This window comes from Roseovarius sp., from assembly GCF_965277045.1.
Taxonomy (GTDB): domain Bacteria; phylum Pseudomonadota; class Alphaproteobacteria; order Rhodobacterales; family Rhodobacteraceae; genus Roseovarius.
Genome location: NZ_OZ255712.1, coordinates 133,488 through 153,835 on the forward strand (window position 1 = coordinate 133,488; position 20,348 = coordinate 153,835).

Annotated in this window: 22 protein-coding genes; 19 read left to right on the forward strand and 3 right to left on the reverse strand. The window is 64.2% G+C overall.

Going from position 1 to position 20,348, the window contains the following annotated elements; all coding sequences use genetic code 11:
- Positions 1-13: 13 nt before the first annotated feature.
- From eutB to ACQY4V_RS00745, 5 genes are all read left to right on the forward strand, one after another.
- Complete coding sequence (gene eutB, locus ACQY4V_RS00725) at positions 14-1,021, forward strand: hydroxyectoine utilization dehydratase EutB (protein ID WP_428515044.1); 1,008 nt, start codon at positions 14-16, stop codon at positions 1,019-1,021.
- Entirely contained in the window at positions 1,011-1,997 is a 987-nt protein-coding gene (locus tag ACQY4V_RS00730; protein WP_428515045.1) for a cyclodeaminase, read from the forward strand. Before eutB ends, ACQY4V_RS00730 begins: the two co-directional genes overlap by 11 nt.
- Before the next feature lie 2 nt (positions 1,998-1,999).
- Complete coding sequence (locus ACQY4V_RS00735; protein ID WP_428515046.1) at positions 2,000-2,482, forward strand: Lrp/AsnC family transcriptional regulator; 483 nt, start codon at positions 2,000-2,002, stop codon at positions 2,480-2,482.
- Positions 2,483-2,594: 112 nt separating this feature from the next.
- Positions 2,595-4,061 carry an NAD-dependent succinate-semialdehyde dehydrogenase gene (locus ACQY4V_RS00740; protein ID WP_428515047.1) on the forward strand — a complete coding sequence of 489 codons (1,467 nt, stop codon included), beginning with the start codon at positions 2,595-2,597 and terminating at the stop codon, positions 4,059-4,061.
- Between the two features lie 10 nt (positions 4,062-4,071).
- The gene (locus ACQY4V_RS00745) at positions 4,072-5,442 is read left to right on the forward strand and encodes an aspartate aminotransferase family protein (RefSeq protein WP_428515048.1); all 1,371 of its coding nucleotides are present in this window, start codon (positions 4,072-4,074) and stop codon (positions 5,440-5,442) included.
- A gap of 69 nt (positions 5,443-5,511) precedes the next feature.
- Here the strand turns inward: ACQY4V_RS00745 and ACQY4V_RS00750 are convergent, their stop codons facing one another.
- The 3 genes from ACQY4V_RS00750 to ACQY4V_RS00760 all read right to left on the reverse strand — a co-directional run bounded on the left by ACQY4V_RS00750 (position 5,512) and on the right by ACQY4V_RS00760 (position 7,367).
- Positions 5,512-6,567, reverse strand: coding sequence for a YeeE/YedE family protein (locus ACQY4V_RS00750; protein ID WP_428515049.1), 1,056 nt, complete (start codon positions 6,565-6,567; stop codon positions 5,512-5,514).
- A 42-nt stretch (positions 6,568-6,609) separates the two neighbouring features.
- Positions 6,610-6,918 carry an ArsR/SmtB family transcription factor gene (locus tag ACQY4V_RS00755; RefSeq protein WP_254701854.1) on the reverse strand — a complete coding sequence of 103 codons (309 nt, stop codon included), beginning with the start codon at positions 6,916-6,918 and terminating at the stop codon, positions 6,610-6,612.
- Between the two features lie 80 nt (positions 6,919-6,998).
- A complete protein-coding gene (locus ACQY4V_RS00760; protein ID WP_428515050.1) occupies positions 6,999-7,367 on the reverse strand; it encodes a hypothetical protein in 369 nt (122 codons plus the stop codon).
- 81 nt (positions 7,368-7,448) lie between these two features.
- Between ACQY4V_RS00760 and ACQY4V_RS00765 the strand changes: the two genes are divergently transcribed.
- The 14 genes from ACQY4V_RS00765 to ACQY4V_RS00830 all read left to right on the forward strand — a co-directional run bounded on the left by ACQY4V_RS00765 (position 7,449) and on the right by ACQY4V_RS00830 (position 20,345).
- Positions 7,449-8,189 carry a cytochrome c biogenesis CcdA family protein gene (locus ACQY4V_RS00765; protein WP_428515051.1) on the forward strand — a complete coding sequence of 247 codons (741 nt, stop codon included), beginning with the start codon at positions 7,449-7,451 and terminating at the stop codon, positions 8,187-8,189.
- Positions 8,190-8,206: 17 nt separating this feature from the next.
- Entirely contained in the window at positions 8,207-8,758 is a 552-nt protein-coding gene (locus ACQY4V_RS00770) for a thioredoxin family protein (RefSeq protein ID WP_428515052.1), read from the forward strand.
- A gap of 146 nt (positions 8,759-8,904) precedes the next feature.
- A complete protein-coding gene (gene soxX, locus ACQY4V_RS00775; protein WP_428515053.1) occupies positions 8,905-9,378 on the forward strand; it encodes a sulfur oxidation c-type cytochrome SoxX in 474 nt (157 codons plus the stop codon).
- A 21-nt stretch (positions 9,379-9,399) separates the two neighbouring features.
- Positions 9,400-9,822 carry a thiosulfate oxidation carrier protein SoxY gene (gene soxY / locus ACQY4V_RS00780; RefSeq protein WP_152491367.1) on the forward strand — a complete coding sequence of 141 codons (423 nt, stop codon included), beginning with the start codon at positions 9,400-9,402 and terminating at the stop codon, positions 9,820-9,822.
- A 23-nt stretch (positions 9,823-9,845) separates the two neighbouring features.
- Positions 9,846-10,175, forward strand: a complete 330-nt coding sequence (gene soxZ, locus ACQY4V_RS00785; RefSeq protein ID WP_222449147.1) for a thiosulfate oxidation carrier complex protein SoxZ — start codon at positions 9,846-9,848, stop codon at positions 10,173-10,175.
- A gap of 64 nt (positions 10,176-10,239) precedes the next feature.
- Positions 10,240-11,064, forward strand: a complete 825-nt coding sequence (soxA, locus tag ACQY4V_RS00790) for a sulfur oxidation c-type cytochrome SoxA (protein WP_428515054.1) — start codon at positions 10,240-10,242, stop codon at positions 11,062-11,064.
- Positions 11,065-11,154: 90 nt separating this feature from the next.
- Positions 11,155-12,852, forward strand: a complete 1,698-nt coding sequence (gene soxB, locus ACQY4V_RS00795; protein ID WP_428515055.1) for a thiosulfohydrolase SoxB — start codon at positions 11,155-11,157, stop codon at positions 12,850-12,852.
- 25 nt (positions 12,853-12,877) lie between these two features.
- Positions 12,878-14,152, forward strand: coding sequence for a sulfite dehydrogenase (gene soxC, locus ACQY4V_RS00800; RefSeq protein ID WP_428515056.1), 1,275 nt, complete (start codon positions 12,878-12,880; stop codon positions 14,150-14,152).
- On the forward strand, positions 14,136-15,338 hold the full coding sequence (locus ACQY4V_RS00805) for a c-type cytochrome (protein WP_428515057.1): 1,203 nt from the start codon (positions 14,136-14,138) through the stop codon (positions 15,336-15,338). Before soxC ends, ACQY4V_RS00805 begins: the two co-directional genes overlap by 17 nt.
- A gap of 4 nt (positions 15,339-15,342) precedes the next feature.
- The gene (locus ACQY4V_RS00810) at positions 15,343-16,059 is read left to right on the forward strand and encodes a c-type cytochrome (protein ID WP_428515058.1); all 717 of its coding nucleotides are present in this window, start codon (positions 15,343-15,345) and stop codon (positions 16,057-16,059) included.
- A gap of 29 nt (positions 16,060-16,088) precedes the next feature.
- A complete protein-coding gene (locus ACQY4V_RS00815) occupies positions 16,089-17,354 on the forward strand; it encodes an FCSD flavin-binding domain-containing protein (RefSeq protein ID WP_428515059.1) in 1,266 nt (421 codons plus the stop codon).
- Positions 17,355-17,442: 88 nt separating this feature from the next.
- Entirely contained in the window at positions 17,443-17,874 is a 432-nt protein-coding gene (locus ACQY4V_RS00820) for a DUF302 domain-containing protein (RefSeq protein ID WP_428515060.1), read from the forward strand.
- Positions 17,874-19,091: a 5-aminolevulinate synthase gene (gene hemA, locus ACQY4V_RS00825; RefSeq protein ID WP_428515061.1), complete on the forward strand. Its 1,218-nt coding sequence runs from the start codon at positions 17,874-17,876 to the stop codon at positions 19,089-19,091. The genes ACQY4V_RS00820 and hemA overlap by 1 nt, the downstream gene beginning before the upstream one ends.
- Positions 19,092-19,298: 207 nt before the next feature.
- Positions 19,299-20,345 (forward strand): YeeE/YedE family protein, encoded by a 1,047-nt coding sequence (locus ACQY4V_RS00830; RefSeq protein ID WP_428515062.1) that lies wholly within the window; start codon positions 19,299-19,301, stop codon positions 20,343-20,345.
- The last annotated feature ends 3 nt before the right edge of the window (positions 20,346-20,348 follow it).

A 20,348-nucleotide genomic window follows, 5' to 3' on the forward strand; every position in this document is an offset into this window, starting at 1 on the left:
GAGGAGTGCAGACTTGGCCTTCGCCCTGTCGAACATACTGGCGGCCCGGAAAACCATCGCCGGCATCGCCGACGCCACGCCATTCGTGCCGTCGCCTTTCATGACCGAAAAGACCGGCACCGAGTTTTTGATGAAGCTCGAAAACATGCAGCCCATCGGCGCGTTCAAGCTGCGCGGCGCGGTGAACGCGGTGATGAACCTGCCCGACGACGTCGCCGGCGTGACCTGCTGTTCGACTGGCAACCACGGGCGCGGCGTGGCCTATGCCGCCGCACATCGCGGTCTGCGGGCGGTGATCTGCATGTCGAGCCTGGTGCCCCAGGCCAAGGTCGACGGCATCCGCGCACTGGGGGCCGAGGTGCAGATCTGCGGCAAGAGCCAGGACGACGCGCTGGCCGAAAGCCTGCGGCTGGTCGACAGCGACGGCCTGGTCGAGATCTCGCCATTCGACGACCCGCATGTGATCGCCGGGCAGGGGACAATCGGGCTTGAAATGCTTCAGGCCCGCCCGGACCTGGGCACCATCCTCGTGCCGCTTTCGGGCGGCGGGCTGGCCGCCGGGGTCGCGGTTGCGGCCAGGGCGATCAACCCGCAGATCAGGGTGATCGGCATCAGCATGGACCGCGGCGCGGCCATGCACGCCTCCGTCGCCGCCGGTCACCCGGTCGAGGTCGAGGAGGTCGCCAGCCTCGCCGACAGCCTTGGCGGCGGGATCGGCATGGACAACAAGCTGTCCTTCGCGCTCTGCCGCGATCACCTGGACGACATCGTGCTTGTCACCGAGGAAGAGATCTACCACGCCATGCAAGTGCTGTTCTACGAGGACCGCATCGTTGCCGAAGGCGCCTGCGTCGTCGGCATTGCGGCGCTCCTGTCGGGCAAGCTGTCAGAGCTGCCGGGGCCCATCGGCACGATCATCACGGGCCGCAACCTCGATATGGGCATGTTCCACCGGATCATGGCGGGCGAGGATATCCAGCTTGGCGACACCATGGTGAAAGGACGCGCCTATGGCACATGAGATCCAGATCGTGACAGAGGCGGAACTGCGCGCCGCGATTCAATTGGACGTGGAGATGGTGGATGTCGTCGAACGCGCCTTCGCCGCCCTTGCCGGTGGCGAGGTGGTGATGCCGCCGATCCTGTCCATGGACCTGCCGCAGGCCAATGCCGAGGTCGATGTGAAAACCGCCTATATCCCCGGCTTCGACGGCTTCGCCATCAAGGTCAGCCCGGGTTTTTTCGACAATCCCAAGCTGGGGCTGTCCAGCCTGAACGGCCTGATGATCCTCTTATCGGCCAAGACCGGGCTGGTCGAGGCGGTCTATCTCGACAACGGTTACCTCACCGATATCCGCACCGCTGCCGCGGGCGCCGTGGCCGCGCGGCACCTTGCGCCGGAAACGGTCGAAACGGCGGGCGTCATCGGCACCGGCGTGCAGGCACGGCTGCAAATTCAGGCCGCGCATCTGGTGCGACCGTTCAAGCGCGTCCTGGTCCACGGGCGCGACTCGGCCAAGGCTGCCGCCTGTGCCCAGGACCTCGCCCAGACCCTTGGCATCGCGGCCGAAGCGGTCGCCGATCCCGCCGCGCTGGTGGCCGACAGCCAGCTTGTCGTCACCACCACGCCCGCCCGCACGCCCGTACTGATGGCCGACTGGCTGCACCCCGGCCTGCACATCACCGCCATGGGCTCGGACCAGGAGGGCAAGAACGAGATCGACCCCACGGCGCTGGCCGCGGCGGATCTTTATATCTGCGACCGGGTCAGCCAGTGCCAGACCAGCGGCGAGCTGGAGGCCGCTCGTGCCGCGGGCGTCTTGACCGACGTGACCCCGCCCGAACTGGGCGAGATCATTGCCGGCACCGCCCCGGGCCGCAGAACCCCCGAAGACGTCACGATCTGCGACCTCACCGGCACCGGTGCTCAGGACACCGCCATCGCCAGCCATGTCCGCGCCGCCTTGCCGGATGCCGGCACGCGCATCGAGACCTGACCATGACCCGCCTCGACGCGCGCGACATCGAAATCCTGAAGGTCCTGGCCGAGGACGGGCGGATCACCAAGTCAAAGCTGGCCGAGCGCGTCGGCCTGTCCGCATCGCCCTGCTGGGAGCGGCTGAAACGGCTGGAGAAGGAAGGGCTGATCGAGGGCTACCGCGCCGAGATCGCGCTTCGGAAACTCGGGCCGCACGTGACCGTGTTCGTGGCCGTGGAACTGACCGATCATACCGCCGCGACATTCCGCATTTTCGAGGATGCCGTGCAGCAATATCCCCAGATCGTGGCGTGCTGGGGCATCGGCGGGGGCTATGACTACCTGATGCAGATCGTCACCCCCGACATCAACGCCTACCAGCGGCTTGTCGACCAGATGCTCAACGATCGGATCGGGATGGCGCGGTATTTCAGCTATGTGGTGACCAAGCCGGTCAAGGGCCCGAGCGCCCCGCCATTGGATGTGATTCTGGCCCGGCAGTAGATTTTTCTGCGTTCGCCGCGGCTTGCAGAAAAATCATCTTCAAGGGTGGGTTCATTCAGGCTCACCCATTGCCCAAACCATATAAAACCTCCGCAAGTCAAAGGAGGAAACCATGCCCGACTCGTCTTTGCGACTGATCGAAGACCTGCGCCTCGTGCGCAACTTTTCCTATGTCGGCGGCAAATGGGTCGCCGCTGCCGATGGCAGCACCCTGACCGTGACCGACCCCGCCGATGGCGCCGTGGTCGGCGAGGTTGCGAGCCTTTCCGCCGAAGAAAGCGGTGATGCCGTCACCGTCGCCCAGAACGCCTTTCCCAAGTGGTCGTCCAAGCTGCCGCAGGACCGCGCCGCGATCCTGCGCCGGTGGTTCGACCTGATCATCGAGAACCGCGAGGATCTGGCCCGCCTGATGGTCGCCGAACAGGGCAAACCCCTGTCCGAGGCGCGGGGCGAAATCGACTACGCCGCGTCCTTCGTCGAATTCTACGCCGAAGAGGCCAAGCGCCCCAATATCGAGGGGGTCACCAGCCACCTCAACACCGCCGAAGTCGAGCTGTGGCTCGAACCCGTGGGCGTCGTCGCGCTGATCACGCCGTGGAACTTCCCGTCGGCCATGCTGACCCGCAAGGCCGCCGCGGCGCTCGCCGCCGGCTGCACCATCGTCGCGCATCCCAGCCACGAGACGCCGTTCTCCGCGCTGGCGCTGGCCGAACTGGCCGAGCGCGCGGGCGTCGAGCCGGGCGTGTTCAACGTCGTCACCGGTCGCGCCTCGACCGTGGTGCCGCCCTGGACCGACGACTCCCGGGTGCGGGCGCTGTCCTTCACCGGCTCGACCGAGGTCGGCCGTCTGCTCTACCGCGCGTCCGCCGAGACCGTGAAGAAGCTGGTGATGGAACTGGGCGGTCATGCGCCGGTGATCGTGTTCGACGATTGCGACCTCGATCATGCTGTTGCCGAGACCATCAAGGCCAAGTTCGCCACCTCCGGTCAGGACTGCCTGGGCGCGAACCGCATCTACGTCCAGCGCGGCATCTACGATGAATTCTGCACGCGCTTCACCAACGCGACGCAGGCGCTGACGATTGGCGTCGGCATGGATGATTGCGACCTCGGACCTCTGATGAACGAAGGTGCCGTGGCCAAGCAGGAGGCGCATGTCGCCGACGCGCTGGAGAAGGGCGCGAAACTGGCCTGCGGCGGCAAACGCAATCCCCTCGGGCGGCTATTCTATGACGCGACCGTGCTGACTGACGTGCCGGACGAGGCCGAGATCATGCGCGAGGAAACCTTCGGTCCCGTCGCGGCGATCACGCCCTTCGAGACCGAGGACGAGGCCATCCGCCGTGCCAACGACACCGAATACGGCCTTGTGGCTTACGTCCACGCCCACGACCCCCGCCGCATCTACCGGCTCAGCCGCGCGCTGCAATTCGGCATGGTCGCGGTCAACCGCACCAAGGTGACCGGCGCGCCGATCCCGTTCGGCGGGGTCAAGCAATCCGGCCTTGGCCGCGAAGGGGCCAGAAGGGGCATGGAAGAATTCATGGAAATCAAATACGTCTGCCGCGATTGGGGCTAAGGAGATAACAATGCTTAAGAACGATCAACTCGACCAGTGGGACCGCGAGAACTTTTTCCATCCCTCGACCCACCTTGCTGAATTCGCCCGGGGCGAAGCGCCGCAGCGCATCGTGACCGGCGGCTCCGGCTGCCATATCGAGGACCGCGACGGCAACCGCCTGCTCGACGCCTTTGCCGGGCTTTACTGCGTGAACGTCGGCTATGGCCGGCTTGAGATTGCCGATGCCATCGCCGAACAGGCGCGCGAGCTGGCCTATTACCACGCCTATGTCGGCCACGGCACCGAAGCCGCGATCACGCTCGCCAAGATGGTGCTGGACCGCGCGCCCGACCACATGTCGAAAGTCTATTTCGGCCTGTCAGGGTCGGACGCCAACGAGACCAACATCAAGCTGGTCTGGTACTACAACAACATTCGCGGGCTTCCCAAGAAGAAGAAGATCATCTCGCGCTGGCGCGGGTATCACGGCTCGGGCCTGATGACCGGCTCGCTGACCGGGCTGCACCTCTTTCACCAGAAATTCGACCTGCCGCTGGCACAGGTGCTGCACACCGAAGCGCCCTATTACTATCGCCGCGCCGACGTGAACCAGACCGAGGAACAGTTCGTCGCCCATTGCGTGGCCGAGCTCGAGGCACTGATCGAACGCGAGGGGGCCGACACCATCGGCGCCTTCATCGGCGAGCCCGCGCTGGGTACCGGGGGCCTCGTGCCGCCGCCCGCAGGCTACTGGGCCGCGATCCAGGAAGTGCTGGCCAAGCACGACATCCTGCTGATTGCCGACGAGGTTGTCACCGGCTTTGGCCGCCTGGGCAGCATGATGGGCTCGGACCACTACGGCATCAAGCCCGACATCATCACCATCGCCAAGGGTCTGACCTCGGCCTATGCGCCCCTGTCCGGGTCCATCGTGTCCGACAAGGTCTGGAAAGTGCTGGAGCAAGGCACGGATGAGAACGGCCCGATCGGCCACGGCTGGACCTACTCGGCGCACCCGATCGGGGCCGCCGCCGGTGTCGCCAACCTCAAGCTGATCGACGACCTGAACCTCGTGCAGAATGCGGGCGAGGTGGGGGCCTACTTCAAGAAGGCGCTGACCGAGGCCGTGGGCGACCACGCTAACGTCGGCGAAGTGCGCGGCGAGGGCCTGCTTTGCGCCGTGGAATTCGTCAAGGACCGCGACGACCGCGTGTTCTTCGACGCCTCCGAGAAGGTCGGCGCACGGCTGGCCGGCGAATTGGTCAAGGAAGGCGTGATTTCCCGCGCCATGCCGCAGGGCGATATCCTTGGCTTCGCGCCGCCCTTCTGCATGACCCGCGAAGAGGCCGACGAGGTGGCCACCAAGCTGGGCAAGGTCGTGAAAAACGTGCTGGGCTAAGACTGCCCCGACGCAAACACAAAGGCCGCGCCATCCCGGTGCGGCCTTTTCATGTCCGCCTCTGCCTAGTTACTCCGCCGGCGCGAACCCGGTGATCAGCTGTTTCAGCCCCAGCGCCGCGCCGGCGAAGATCGCCAGAAACGCCACCGGCGCGGAAAAGGCCAGCACCGAGAAGGCCGAAACCCCCTGGCCGATACTGCACCCCACCGCCAAAATCGCGCCTGGCCCCATCAGCGCCGCCCCCAGGATCTGGCGCTTCAACTCGCGCGGGTCCTCGCAGGCTTCCCACCGGAAATGGCCCCTGAAGCACGAGCCGATGAAGGCGCCGACCACCACACCCAGCACCGAGCCCACGCTGAATGACAGGCTGTTGCCCGAGGCGGTCATCGCGTAATAGATCGTGTCGCCGATGGGCGCGGCAAAGGAATGCGTCTCGATCGGTTCGGCCTCGAACCCCGTCATAGCGACCCAATAGGTCCCGACCCATCCCAGGATCACGGCGCAACCGACGACAGCGGCCCAGAACACCATGCCGGGTGAGCGCAGCATCCGGGCGCTGGCCAGCGAGAATACCAGGATACCGCCTCCAAGCACTAGGCCGCTCAGCGCGGGGCCAATGCCCAGCTGCACCTGCGCCAGTTGACTGAATCCCTGGGGCGACCTCGCCCCTTCCTCGACGGTGAAAAGCCAGACGCGCAAATGCGCAAGCGGGCCGGACATCACAAGGTAGGCCGACAGCCCCATCACGATCACGATCACGAAGGACCGCAAATCGCCGCCCCCCAGCCGCGCCAGCGCGCCATAGCCGCAATTGCCCGACAGCGCCATGCCATAGCCGAACATCAGCCCGCCCACGATGGTCGCCAACGGGTTCCAGACCCGGTCCAGATAGGCGGTAGCGGTCCCGTCCATATGGCCGCCAGCCATGGCGAAATGCGTACCGATGATCGCCACGCCGATGGCAATGCCCCACATGCGGATGCGCCGGTCGTCCGAGGAATAAAGCACGTCCTCGATCGCGCCCAGGGTGCAGAATCGTCCCAGGCGCGCGGCCAGCCCCAGGGCCAGGCCGCCCAATAGCCCGATCAACGCCGCGCTATTTGCTTCGCCCAGTACGTCCAGCATCTTGGTTCCCGTAGTGCGACCGGAACCTCTCCTCAATCCCGGTCAGTCTTCCCTGCAAAAGAGGTCATAGACGACTTCCATGATTTGCCTCGGCCTGTCGTCTGTCAAGCTGTAGTAAATGGCCTTGCCCTCGCGGCGCGGTGTCACCAGTCCCTCCAGCCGAAGCCGGGTCAACTGCTGCGACACAGCCGCCTGTCGCGCCGAAAGCAGGTCCTCCAGTTCCGTCACCGACTTCTCGCCCGAGGCCAGATGGCACAGGATCATCAGTCGCCCCTCGTGGCTGATCGCCTTGAGGAAGTTCGACGCCCGCTGGGCGTTCTTCATCATCTTTTCCATGTCCTCGGCGCACATGTTGGCGTCAAGGACCGGCAGCCGCGTTTCAGGCTCGGATGCGTCGGGAGAATTCTGGGGATCGAGTGTCATGGGGTTCGTCAGCCTGTCTTGTCGAGGTCGATGCGCGCCTCTTCCAGCATCTTGCCGAGCAGACCCCAGAAAAAATCCTCTCCGGGATATCCTTCGATCCGGCCCAGCTCGGTGCCGTCCCGGACGAGGATGAATGTCGGCGTAAATCGGACGCGCCGGACGAATTCGACATCCGGCGTCTCGTCGTATAGCTCGTAGCGGCGCAAAGGGGCCGCTTGTCCCTCGGGGGTTCTCGGATACTTCGCCGAAACCTCCTTGTTCCATTGGGCACACCAGTAACACCCGTCTTCCTCGGCCATCAGCAGATAGGTCTCTGCCAGCAGGGGCGCGGGAAGCCAGGTCAGGAAAACGAGCAGGAGTGCTCTGAACGCTGCCACGTGAAACTCCGATTGACGACTTGCGTAAACCCATCATAATCTAATATTTGAATATTTCAAGGAAATGCGACGGGTGAAAGAATGTTTGACGTAACGATCTACGGGGCGTTGATTGCAGGGTTGTTGTCGTTCCTTTCACCCTGCATTCTGCCCATCGTCCCCTTTTACCTCAGCTACCTTGCCGGTGTGGGCATGAACCAGATCACGGCAGAGGCCGAGATATCCCGCGGGGTGCGTGTGCGCGCCTTTCTCGCCGCGTGCTTCTTCGCGCTCGGCGTGATCACGGTCTTCGTCGGGCTGGGCGCCTCGGCGACCGCCTTCGGTCAGCTGGTACAGGATTATTTCGACATCCTGCGCTGGGTCGCGGCGGCGATCATCATCGTGATGGGCCTGCATTTCCTCGGCGTCGTTCGGATCGGCATCCTGTACCGCCAGTTCCGTGCGGATGCCGGCGACACCAGCAACGTGGGTCTTGCCGGCGCCTTCGTGATCGGCCTTGCCTTCGCCTTCGGCTGGACGCCCTGCGTGGGCCCCGTGCTGGCGGCGATCCTGTTCACGGCGGCGGGGCAAGAATCGGCATCGCAAGGCGCGCTGCTGCTTTTCGTCTATGGCCTCGGCATGACCCTGCCCTTCATCGCGGCGGCGCTCTTCATCGGCCCGTTCATGCGGTTCATGGCACGGTTTCGCCGGCACCTCGGCCTGGTCGAAAAGATCATGGGCGCACTGCTGATCCTGTTCGGCGTCCTGATCGCGACCAACTCGGTGAACATCATCGCCCAGTGGATGCTTGAAAACGTCCCCTGGTTCAGCACAATCGGATAAATCGGAGGACTCACCAGATGACCAGACTATTCGCTTTCGCCTTCGCGGCGCTGATCGCGCTGCCGGTCTTCGCCGCCGAGATTGGCGACGACGGCCTGCACAAGGCGCCCTGGATGCGCGACACCTTCAAGGACCTGGGCGACGACCTTGAAGAGGCGACCGCCGAGGGCAAGCGCCTGCTCGTCCTGATCGAGCAGCGCGGCTGCATCTATTGCCGGAAGATGCACGAGGAGGTGTTCGTCGTCCCCGAGATCAAGCAGTTCATCGAAGAGAACTATTTCGTGGTGCAGATCAACATGTTCGGCGATGTCGAGGTCACCGATTTCGACGACGAGGCGATGCCCGAGAAAGAGGCCGTGCGCCGCTGGAATGCCATGTTCACGCCGACGATGATGTTCTTTCCCGAAGAGTCCGAGGGCGAGCTGCCCGCCGACGAGCTGGCGGTGGTCACGATGCCCGGCGCGTTCGAGAAGGGGACGACGCTGAACCTGCTGCGCTGGGTCGTCGAAAAGGGCTATGAAACCGATGAACCGTTCCAGAAATACCTGGCACGGAAACTGGCGGAATAGCCGCATGAATTGCTGCATGCGCACGGCCATCTGCCGGGTTTTTCTGCGAAAGCGAACAGATTTAAAAATTCACTTACTTGAATTTGTTGTTGCGTGAATCGGTTTTGTGTGTGCAAGTATACGCTAACTGTCATACGGGAGGGCACATGACACGTTTAACTGCATTTGTATCCGCAACTGCGCTTTTCGCCACCGTTGCGGCTGCGGAAACCATCGCACCCCAGGATGTAGACTACGTCGATGGTGCGGTTGAAACTTCACTGACCGGCCAGCCCGGCGACCCCGAGGCGGGCGCCGTGCTGATGAACAAGGGGGCGGGCAACTGCATCGCCTGCCACATGATCTCTGACCAGTCGCAGCTTCAGTTCCACGGGGAAATCGGCCCGCCGCTCGATGGCGTCGCCGACCGCTGGAGCGAGGCGGAGCTGCGCGGTATCGTGGCCAATGCCAAGATCATGTTCGAAGGCACGATGATGCCGGCCTTCTACAAGGTCGACGGCTTTACGCGCCTCGGCGACGCCTATACGGGCGAAGCGCATGAAGGCGAGGTCGAACCACTGCTGACCGGCCAGCAAATCGAGGATGTCGTCGCCTACCTGATGACGCTCAAGTACGAATAACTCAGATACCTGGAGGACAAGATGGAACTGAATCGCCGAAAGATGCTGGTGCTCGGCACCGCAGGCGCAGCCGTGACGGCCTTCGGCGCGCTGCCGGCCTTCGCGTCGGCCACCGAAGATGCAATCGCGAAATTCACCGGCGGTGCCGATGTGGGCGAGGGCGGTGTCGAACTGACCGCGCCTGAAATCGCCGAGAACGGCAACACCGTGCCGATCGAAGTCAGCGCCCCGGGCGCCGTCGCCATTTCGATCTTTGCCGATGGCAACCCGACGCCGCCCGTGGCCACGTTCAAGTTCGGTCCGCTGGCCGCGTCGCAATTCGCGTCCACCCGGATCCGCCTTGCCGGCACGCAGAACGTCATCGCCGTCGCCGAGATGGAAGACGGCTCGTTCAAGCAGGCATCGGCAAACGTCAAGGTCACCATCGGCGGCTGCGGCGGCTGAACAGAGGACAAGGAGAAAAGAACATGGCCGAAGGTGTAAAACCCCGCGTCAAGGTCCCGAAAAAGGCAAGCGCCGGTGAGACGATCACCATCAAGACGCTGATCAGCCACCAGATGGAAAGCGGTCAGCGCAAGGACGATGACGGCAACGTCATCCCGCGCTCGATCATCAACCGCTTCGTTGTCGACTTCAACGGAGAGAACGTGATCGACGTCCAGATGGAACCGGCGATCTCGACCAACCCGTTCTTCGAATTCGAGGCCACCGTGCCCGAATCCGGTGACTTCAAGTTCACCTGGTACGACGATGACGGCTCCGTCTACGAAGAGACGCAGACGGTTACGGTCGGATAAAGCGCCTTGAGGCGCCAGGGAGGATAGCATGACAAAAACGACTGTAACGGGTGGGCGTTTGATCATGGCAGCAGCCGCCAGCGTGTTCGCGCTGGCCGCCTATGCCGGGCCCGACGAAGACGAACTGGTGGTCAACGAAGACATCGAGATGGTCACCAAAACCGACGCGCCGGCGCATCTTGATGGGTTGGACACGATTTACTCCGGTTGGCGCTTCCGCTCGGACGAGACGCAAGCCTTGCAAACCGACGATTTCGACAACCCCGCGATGCTCTGGGTCGAACAGGCCGCCGAGGTCTGGAATACCGCGGCAGGGTCCGAGGAAAAGTCCTGCTCGTCGTGCCACAACGACGTCGACAGCATGGCGGGCGTCAAGGCGGTCTATCCCAAGTGGAACGAGGACGCCGGCGAGGTCCGCACGCTCGAAATGCAGATCAACGACTGCCGCGAAAACCGCATGGGTGCCGACGCTTGGAAATACGATGGCGGCGACATGACCAACATGGTGGCGCTGCTGGCCTCGGTGTCGCGCGGTATGCCGGTCAATGTGGCGATCGACGGTCCGGCCCAGTCCACGTGGGAAAAGGGCAAGGAGATCTACTACACCCGCTACGGTCAGCTGGAACTCAGCTGCGCCAATTGTCACGAAGACAACTGGGGCAACATGATCCGCGCCGACCATCTCAGCCAGGGACAGATCAACGGCTTCCCGACCTACCGGCTGAAGAACACCAAGCTGAACGCCGCGCATTCCCGCTTCAAGGGCTGCATTCGGGATACCCGGGCGCATACCTTCTCGCCCGGCAGCCCGGACTTCGTGGCGCTCGAGCTTTACGTCGCTTCGCGCGGCAATGGCCTTAGCGTCGAAGGACCCTCGGTCCGCAACTAAACTCAATTCAAGGCTCCGTCCGTCGGGCGGGGCCTTTTCACCGCGCGCAACATTCAAATATGCGCATATGATTTAAGGGGCGACTCACTCATGATTTCGCGCAGGGATTTCCTACAGGTCGGCATGGCGGCATCGGCGCTCGTCGGGGCCTCGGGCTTCGGCAACTGGGCGAGACTGGCCGCGCAGCAATCGCTGACCCAGGACCAGCTCTTGCAGTTCGACACGTTCGGTAACGTGTCCTTGATCCACGTCACCGACATCCACGCGCAGCTGAAGCCGATCTATTTTCGCGAACCCTCTGTCAATATCGGCGTGGGCGAGAACAAGGGCGAGGTGCCGCACGTCACCGGCGCCGATTTCCGCCGCCTCTACGGGATCGAGGACGGCAGCCCCAGCCACTATGCGCTCAGCAGCGGCGACTTCACGTCGCTCGCCCGCGAATACGGCCGCGTCGGCGGACTGGACCGCGTGGCGACCGTCGTCAACGCGATCCGGGCCGATCGTCCCGACGCCATTCTTCTGGATGGCGGCGACACCTGGCACGGCTCCTACACCTGCTATCACACCCAGGGCCAGGACATGGTCAACGTGATGAACGCACTCAAGCCCGATGCGATGACCTTCCACTGGGAATTCACGCTGGGGTCCGATCGCGTGACCGAGCTCGTCGAATCTCTCCCGTTCGCCGCGCTTGGCCAGAATATCTTCGACGCCGAGTGGGACGAACCCACCGATCTTTTCCCGCCCTACACGATGTTCGAACGCGGCGGCACCAAGATCGCGGTGATCGGACAGGCCTTCCCCTACATGCCCATCGCCAACCCGGGCTGGATGTTCCCCGAATACGCCTTCGGCATCCGGGACGAGCACATGCAGGAAATCGTCGACCAGGTTCGCAACGAAGGCGCGGAATGTGTGGTCGTCCTCAGCCATAACGGCTTCGACGTCGACAAGAAGATGGCCACCATCGTCAGCGGCATCGACGTGATCCTGTCGGGTCACACCCACGACGCCCTGCCGGAACCCGTCCTGTCGGGCGAGACGCTGATCATCGCGTCGGGCAGCAACGGCAAGTTCGTCAGCCGCGTCGACCTCGATATCCGCGACGGCCGGATGATGGGCTACCGCCACAAGCTGATCCCGATCTTCTCGGACGTGATCGAACCCGACGCGGACATGACTGCCCTGATCGACGAACAGCGCGCGCCTTACGAGGACCAACTCTCCGAGGTGATCGGCCAGACCGAAAGCCTGCTTTACCGTCGCGGCAACTTCAACGGCAGCTGGGACGACCTGATCTGCGACGCGCTTCTCTCGGAGCGCGATGCCGAGATCGCGCTCAGCCCCGGCGTCCGCTGGGGCCCGTCCCTGATCCCCGGTCAGGACATCACCCGCGAGGACATCTGGAACGTCACCTCCATGACCTATGGCGAGGCCTATCGCACGGAAATGACCGGCGAATTCCTCAAGGTCGTGCTGGAGGACGTGGCCGACAACATCTTCAACCCCGACCCCTATTACCAGCAAGGCGGCGACATGGTCCGCACCGGCGGCCTTGGCTACACCATCGACGTCAGCGCGCCACAGGGCGAGCGGATCAGCAACATGACCCTGCTCGAGACCGGCGAGCCGATCGACCCCGCGCGCAACTACGTCATCGCCGGCTGGGCCTCGGTCAATGAAGGCACCGAAGGACCACTGATCTGGGACGTGGTTGAAAGCCACATCAGGAAAATGGGCACCGTCACGGTGCAGGAAAACGACAGCGTCGAAGTCACCGGCGTCTGAGCATGCATCAAGGGAGCGTTCAGCCATGAATGATCTTTTCAAATCCCCCTCCCGCCGCGCCTTCCTGCGCGGCAGCGCGGCGGCGGTCGCGGGTTCCGTGGCAGGGGCCGCGGCAGCGAACGAACCCGATCCGCTGATCACCGAGGTTCAGGACTGGGCCGCCATCACCGGCGAGGGGGTCGATGAAACCCCCTACGGCCTGCCGATCCGGTTCGAGGATGACGTGGTGCGCCGCAACGTGCCGTGGCTGACCGCCGACCCGATCAGTTCGATCAACTTCACGCCGATCCATGCGCTTGACGGCACGATCACGCCGCAGGGCTGCGCGTTCGAACGGCACCATTCCGGCGCCATCGAACTGGCCAAGGAAGACTACCGGCTGATGATCAATGGCCTGGTGGATACTCCCCTGGTCTTCCACTACGCCGATCTCGAGCGTTTCCCGCGCGAGAACCATGTCTATTTCTGCGAATGCGCGGCCAATACCGGCATGGAATGGGCGGGCGCACAGCTGAATGGCGTGCAGTTCACCCACGGCATGATCCACAACATGGAATATTCCGGCGTCACCCTGCGCACCCTGCTGGAAGAGGCAGGGCTGGATGCCGCCGGCGACCTTTCGGAGAAATGGGTCTATGTCGAAGGCGCCGACGCCTCCTCGAACGGACGGTCCATCCCGATGGAAAAGGCGCTGGACGACTGCCTCGTCGCCTTCAAGGCCAATGGCGAGGCGCTGCGCAAGGAGCACGGCTACCCGGTGCGCCTCGTGGTGCCCGGCTGGGAAGGCAACATGTGGGTCAAGTGGCTGCGCCGGATCGAGGTCATGGACGGCCCCGTGGAAAGTCGCGAGGAGACGTCGAAATACACCGACGTCCTGGCCGACGGCACGGCCCGCAAATGGACCTGGGTCATGGATGCCAAATCGGTCATCACGTCCCCCAGCCCGCAATCGCCCATCTCCCACGGCCCCGGCCCGCTGGTCATCTCGGGCCTTGCCTGGTCCGGCCACGGCCAGATCACCCGCGTCGATGTCTCGCGCGATGGCGGCATGACCTGGGAAACCGCCCGCCTCGGCACGCAAGGCGACAGCAAGGCGCTGACCCGCTTCTACCTCGACACCACCTGGGACGGCGAGGAAATGCTGCTCCAGGCCCGCGCGATGGACGAGACCGGCTATGTCCAGCCCACCAAGGCGCAGCTGCGCGAGGTGCGCGGCGAAAACTCGATCTACCACAACAACTGCATCCAGACCTGGCACGTCAAAGGCAACGGGGAGGCTGAAAATGTCGAAGTTTCTTAAGATTTTCGCACCGGCCGTCGGCGGCGCCGCGGGCGTCCTGACGATGGCCTACGTGTTGGCCGACCAGTTCGTCGTCGACATCCCCTCGATTGCCCCCGTGCTCGTGTCGCAGGCCAACGCGGCCTCGACCGATGCGGCAGAGAATGAACCCGCCGCCACCCCGACATCCGACGGCGGCTTCGGTTTGGGCCGCGAAGCGCTGCCAGAGGAGCTCGCCGCATGGGACGTCGACGTCCGCCCCGGCGGCATCGGCCTGCCCGAAGGCCGCGGCGACGTGGCCACCGGCGAACAGGTTTTCGCCGAGGCCTGCGCCGTCTGCCACGGTGACTTCGCCGAGGGCGTCGGCAACTGGCCGGTGCTGGCTGGCGGCTTCGACACGCTCGACAACAAGGACCCGGTGAAAACCGTCGGCTCCTATTGGCCGTACCTGTCGACCGTCTGGGACTACGTGCACCGCTCCATGCCCTTTGGCAACGCGCAATCGCTCAGCCCGGACGAGGTCTACGCGATCACCGCCTACATCCTCTATTCCAACTACCTGGTCGAAGACGATTTCGAGCTCAGCCACGAGAATTTCGCCAGGTTCGAGATGCCCAACGCCGACGGCTTCATCGTCGATGACCGGCCCGAGACGGAATACACGATCTGGCGGACCGAGCCCTGCATGCAAGACTGCAAGGACAGCGTCGAGATCACCATGCGGGCCTCCGTGGTCGACGTGACGCCCGAGGAAGACGGCACCGAGGAAGAAGCCGCCGCCAAACCCGCCGCCGAAGACGCGGCGGACGAGGTCGAGATGGCAGCCGCAGACCCCGAACCCGCCGAGGCGGCCGCGCCAGAGGCCGACGCCGCCGCTGCCCCCGATCCCGAACTGGTGGCGGCGGGCGAAAAGGTCTTCCGCAAGTGCAAGGCCTGCCACATGGTGGGCGAAGACGCCAAGAACCGCGTCGGCCCGGTGCTGAACGGTGTCATGGGCGCGACCATGGGCGGCCACGAGGACTTCAAGTATTCCAGCGTCTTCGAGGAAGCCGCCGCCGAAGGCCGGGTCTGGGACGAGGCGGCGATGGCCGAGTTTCTCGCTGCGCCGAAAAGCTACATGAAAGGCACCAAGATGAGCTTTGCCGGTTTGAAGAAGGAAGAGGATATCGACGCCATCATCGCCTATCTGAAAAGCTTCGGGGACTGACCGCATGACGGTCGGACTGCGCGCTCTTTCCCTCAAACTGGCGGCAGGCCTGCTGGCCTGCGCCATCCCTGCAATCGCGGAAGAGGGCGACCCGGAGGCCGGCAAGGAAATCTTTCAATATTGCTCCGGATGCCACCAGGTGGGCAAGGGGGCCGAGCACGGCATCGGTCCGCACCTCAACGGCCTTTTCGGCCGGAAAGCGGCCACGCAAGAGGGCTTTCCATATTCCGAGAGCTTCAAGCGCGCCGGCAACGGCGGCCTGGAATGGCACGCCGATACGCTCGACGTGTTCCTTGAAAATCCCACCGCAATCGCGTCGGGCACACGGATGAGCTTTGACGGGCTCCCGGACCCGCAAGAGCGTCTGGACCTGATCGCCTATCTGCGGCGCTTTTCCGACAATCCCCGCGACATTCCCGAGGCGGACCCGACCATCCGGGGCATGGACCACGACCTTGCCCCCGAGATCCTCGCGCTTGTGGGCGACCCCGAATATGGCGAATATCTCAGCGGGGAATGCGTGGCCTGCCATCAAGCCGGTGGCGCCAATGACGGTATCCCGTCTATCGTGCTTTGGCCGGAGGAGGATTTCGTGGTCGCCATGCACGCCTACAAGAACAAGCAACGCAACCATCCGGTGATGCAGATGGTCGCCGGGCGCCTGGGCGATGAGGAGATCGCCGCACTCGCCGCGTATTTCGGTCAACTGACGGAACAATAAAGATAATAATACCTTAGGGAGGACTAAACATGACACTCGACAGACGGACTTTCCTCGGAACGACAGCCGCGGCCGCGACAATGCTCGCGGCGCCGAACGTGCTGGCGCAGGGCGCGGGCAAGCCGCGCGTCGTCGTGATCGGCGGCGGCGCGGGCGGCGCCACGGCAGCCCGCTATATCGCCAAGGACAGCGACGGCGCCATCGACGTCACGCTGGTCGAACCGACGCGCACCTACTTCACCTGCTTCTTCTCCAACCTCTATCTCGGTGGCTTCAAGGAGATCAGCGATATCGGCCACACCTACGGCGCGATCGCCGCCAGCGGCGTGAACGTGATCCACGACTGGGCCGTCGATGTCGACCGCGACGCCAGGACCGTGACGCTCGCCGGTGGCGCGACGCTGCCCTACGACAAGCTGATCCTCAGCCCCGGCATCGATTTCGTCGACGGCGCTGTCGAAGGCTGGGACATCAGCGCCCAGAACGCCATGCCCCATGCCTACAAGGCCGGCTCGCAATCCGAACTCCTGCGCGCCCAGCTCGAGGCGATGCCAGAGGGCGGAACGTTTGCAATGGTCGCCCCTCCGAACCCCTATCGCTGCCCCCCGGGGCCGTATGAACGGGTCTCTATGGTCGCGCATTTCATGAAAGAAAATAACCCGACCGCCAAGATCATCGTGGCCGACCCCAAGCCCAAATTCTCCAAGATGGCCCTGTTCCAGGAAGGCTGGAACAAGCATTACCCGGGCGTGGTCGACTGGATCGGCGAGGAATTCGGCGGCGGCAATGTCTCGGTCGACCCCGCGAACATGACCGTCACCATCGATGGCGAGGAAACCCAGGTCGATGTCTGCAACGTCATCCCCGCGCAAAAGGCGGGCCGCATCGCCGAACTGGCGGGCGTGACCGATGGCAACTGGGCGCCGGTGAATCCCGCCGACATGTCCGCACGCGCGGATGCCGACGTCTACGTGCTGGGCGATTCCGCCGAACAGGGCGACATGCCCAAATCCGGCTTTGCCGCCAACAGCCAGGCCAAGGTCTGCGCCAACGCCGTGCGGGGCGCGCTGACCGGCTCCAAGGTGTTCCCGGCGAAGTATTCCAACACGTGCTGGTCGCTCATTGCCACCGATGACGGCGTCAAGGTCGGCGCCACCTACGAGCCCACGGACGAAAAGATCGCCTCGGTCGACAGCTTCATCAGCGAAACCGGCGAGGATTCCGCCCTGCGCAAGGCGACCTACGAAGAGTCCGAAGGCTGGTACACCGGCATCACCACCGACATGTTCGGCTAAGCCAACCCGCCGTCCCGGCTTTGATCTCGGTCAAAGACCGGGGCGGCCCCCCCGTGCGAAACCAAACCGACACCTAGGAGGACCCACCATGAAACCCGTGATTCTGACGGCTGCCCTGGCCTTTGCCACCGCCGCCCACGCCGAAGCCCCGATCACCACGGCCTACGAGGGTTCCTTCGATGACGCGGCCTTTGCCGTGGAAACCGCGATCGTGGGGCAGGGGCTGGTGATCGACTATGTCAGCCACGTGGGCGAAATGCTCAACCGCACGGGCGAGGACGTCGGCAGCGATGTCATGATCTTCAAGGAAGCGGACATCTTCCTCTTCTGCTCGGCCGTCGTGTCGCGCGAGGTGATGGAGGCCGACCCGATGAACATCGCGCACTGCCCCTACGGCATTTTCGTGGCCGAGGATGCGGATGGCGCCGTGACGATAGGCTACCGCGACTACCCCGATGGTCCGATGGAAAAGGTCGAGGCGCTCTTGGCCGAGATCGTGAAAGAGGCGACAGAGAACTGATGAACTACCAGGAATTTTTCCGCTCCGAACTCGACGGGTTGCGGGCCGAAGGCAACTATCGCGAATTTGCCGAACTCGAACGGCGGCGCGGGCAGTTCCCGCAGGCCAATTGCTACAATGGCCCCGAAACCGTGACGGTCTGGTGTTCGAACGACTATCTCGGGATGGGCCAGCACCCTGTCGTGCTCGAGGCCATGCACGACGCCCTCGACACCACCGGCGCAGGTGCGGGCGGCACGCGCAACATTTCCGGCACCACCCACGCCCATGTGCAGCTCGAGGCCGAACTGGCCGACCTGCACGGCAAGGACAGCGCGCTCCTCTTCACCTCCGGCTACGTCTCGAACTGGGCCGCGCTGGGCACATTGGCATCGCGCATTCCGGGGCTGATGGTCTTGTCCGACGCGCTCAACCACGCGTCGATGATCGAAGGCATCCGGCACAGCCGCGCCCAGAAAGTGATCTGGAAACACAACGACCTCGCCGATCTCGAGGCCAAGTTGGCGGCCCTTCCCGCCAACGCGCCCAAGATGATCGCCTTCGAGAGCGTCTATTCGATGGACGGCGACATCGCCCCCATCAAGGAGATCTGCGACCTGGCGGATAAATACGGCGCCATGACCTATCTCGACGAGGTGCACGCGGTCGGCCTGTATGGTCCGCGCGGCGGTGGTATCGCCGAGCGTGAGGGTCTGATGGATCGCCTGACCGTGATCGAGGGCACGCTGGGCAAGGCGTTCGGCGTCATGGGCGGCTACATCGCCGCCTCGACCGAACTTTGCGACTTCGTCCGTTCCTTTGCCTCGGGCTTCATCTTCACCACGGCCCTGCCGCCCTGCGTTGCCGCAGGTGCCGCCGCCGCCGTCCGCCACCTCAAGCACAGCAACGAGGAACGCAGCCAGCAACAGGCCCGCGTGGCCGAGGTCCGCGCCCGGCTCGACGCCATCGGCCTGCCGCATATCGAGAACCCCAGCCACATCATCCCGGTGATGGTGGGCGACCCGGTAAAATGCAAATACATCTCGGACGTGCTGATGCGCGACTATGGCATCTATATCCAGCCGATCAACTACCCCACGGTCCCCAAGGGCACCGAACGGCTGCGCATTACGCCCTCCCCGGTGCACTCCGACGAGGATGTCGAGCGCCTGATCGGCGCCCTCGAAGAGCTCTGGGCGCAGTGCCAACTTGCCCGGCTGCCCATCGCGGCGCAGTAATCGGAAAAATATTCCGCCAACGCGAAAAATAGGAAAATCCGTTTCGCCGGACCGTCCCCCGATGGTCCGGCGTTGTAACGTTTTCCGCGTTCCGGAACGTTGTTTCGCCTTTGCTGCGGAAAGTGGAACAATGCTCTTTCCGTGGGGCTTTGACTCGCGCGAAGACGCACCAGATAAGGACGGATTACCTGAATCAGGACGTGACCCATGCTGCTTGACTCCCTGCCGTTCGACCTGCCCGCACAAACCCTGCACCTGCTGCTGGGCGCGCTTCTGGGCCTCACCTTCGGCGTTGCCGCCCAGATATCGCGCTTCTGCCTGCGGCGTGCCGTGGCGGGCGAAGACGGCGTGGACCGCTCGGCGCTCTCGGTCTGGCTGGTTGCGCTTGCCGTGGCCATCGGCGGCATGACCCTGGCCGGGGTCATGGGCTGGGTCGAGCTTGGCGACCACCGCTATCTGTCCAGCAGCGTGCCGGTCGCCGCGATTGCCCTCGGCGGGCTCGCCTTCGGCATCGGCATGGTGCTCACACGCGGCTGCATGTCCCGCCTGACCGTGCTTGCCGGCACGGGCAACCTGCGCGCGGTCAGCGTCATTGCGCTTTTCGCCATTGTCGCCCACGCAACGCTCAAGGGCGTTCTGGCCCCTCTGCGCACATCCCTCGGTGCGATCCAGTATGATTTCGGCATCGGCAGCCTCGCGTCCATTCCCGGCGTGGCGCCTGCCGTGGCACTGGGGTTGCTGGCCGTCGCAGTCCTGCTCGCACACCGCTCCGGCGCCCGCGTCCTGCACCTTGTCATGGGCGCGGTGATCGGTCTCGTGGTCGTCGCGGGCTGGGCCGGAACCTCGGTGTTGCTGCTGGATGATTTCGACCCGCTGCCGGTTCAGTCGATGGCCTTCACCCTGCCATGGACCGACACCCTGTTCTACGCCATCGCCTCCACCGCCGTGCCCGCCGGCTTCGGCGTCGGTGTGATCGGCGGGGTCATCGTCGGCAGTTTCCTCAGCGCCGCCGCGCGCGGCGAGCTAGCGCTGCAAAGTTTCTCGTCCCCCGTGCAAACCCTGCGTTACAGCGCCGGCGCGGTGCTGATGGGCTTCGGCGGCGTGCTGGCCGGGGGCTGCACGATAGGCGCAGGTCTGAGTGGCGGCGCCGCCCTCAGCATCGCCGCCCTGCTGGCCCTCGGGTTCATCGTGCTGGGCGCGGTTGCGGCCCGCGGCGTCCTCGCGCCGCGCGGTGTCGCGGTTCCGGCCGAATAAGCC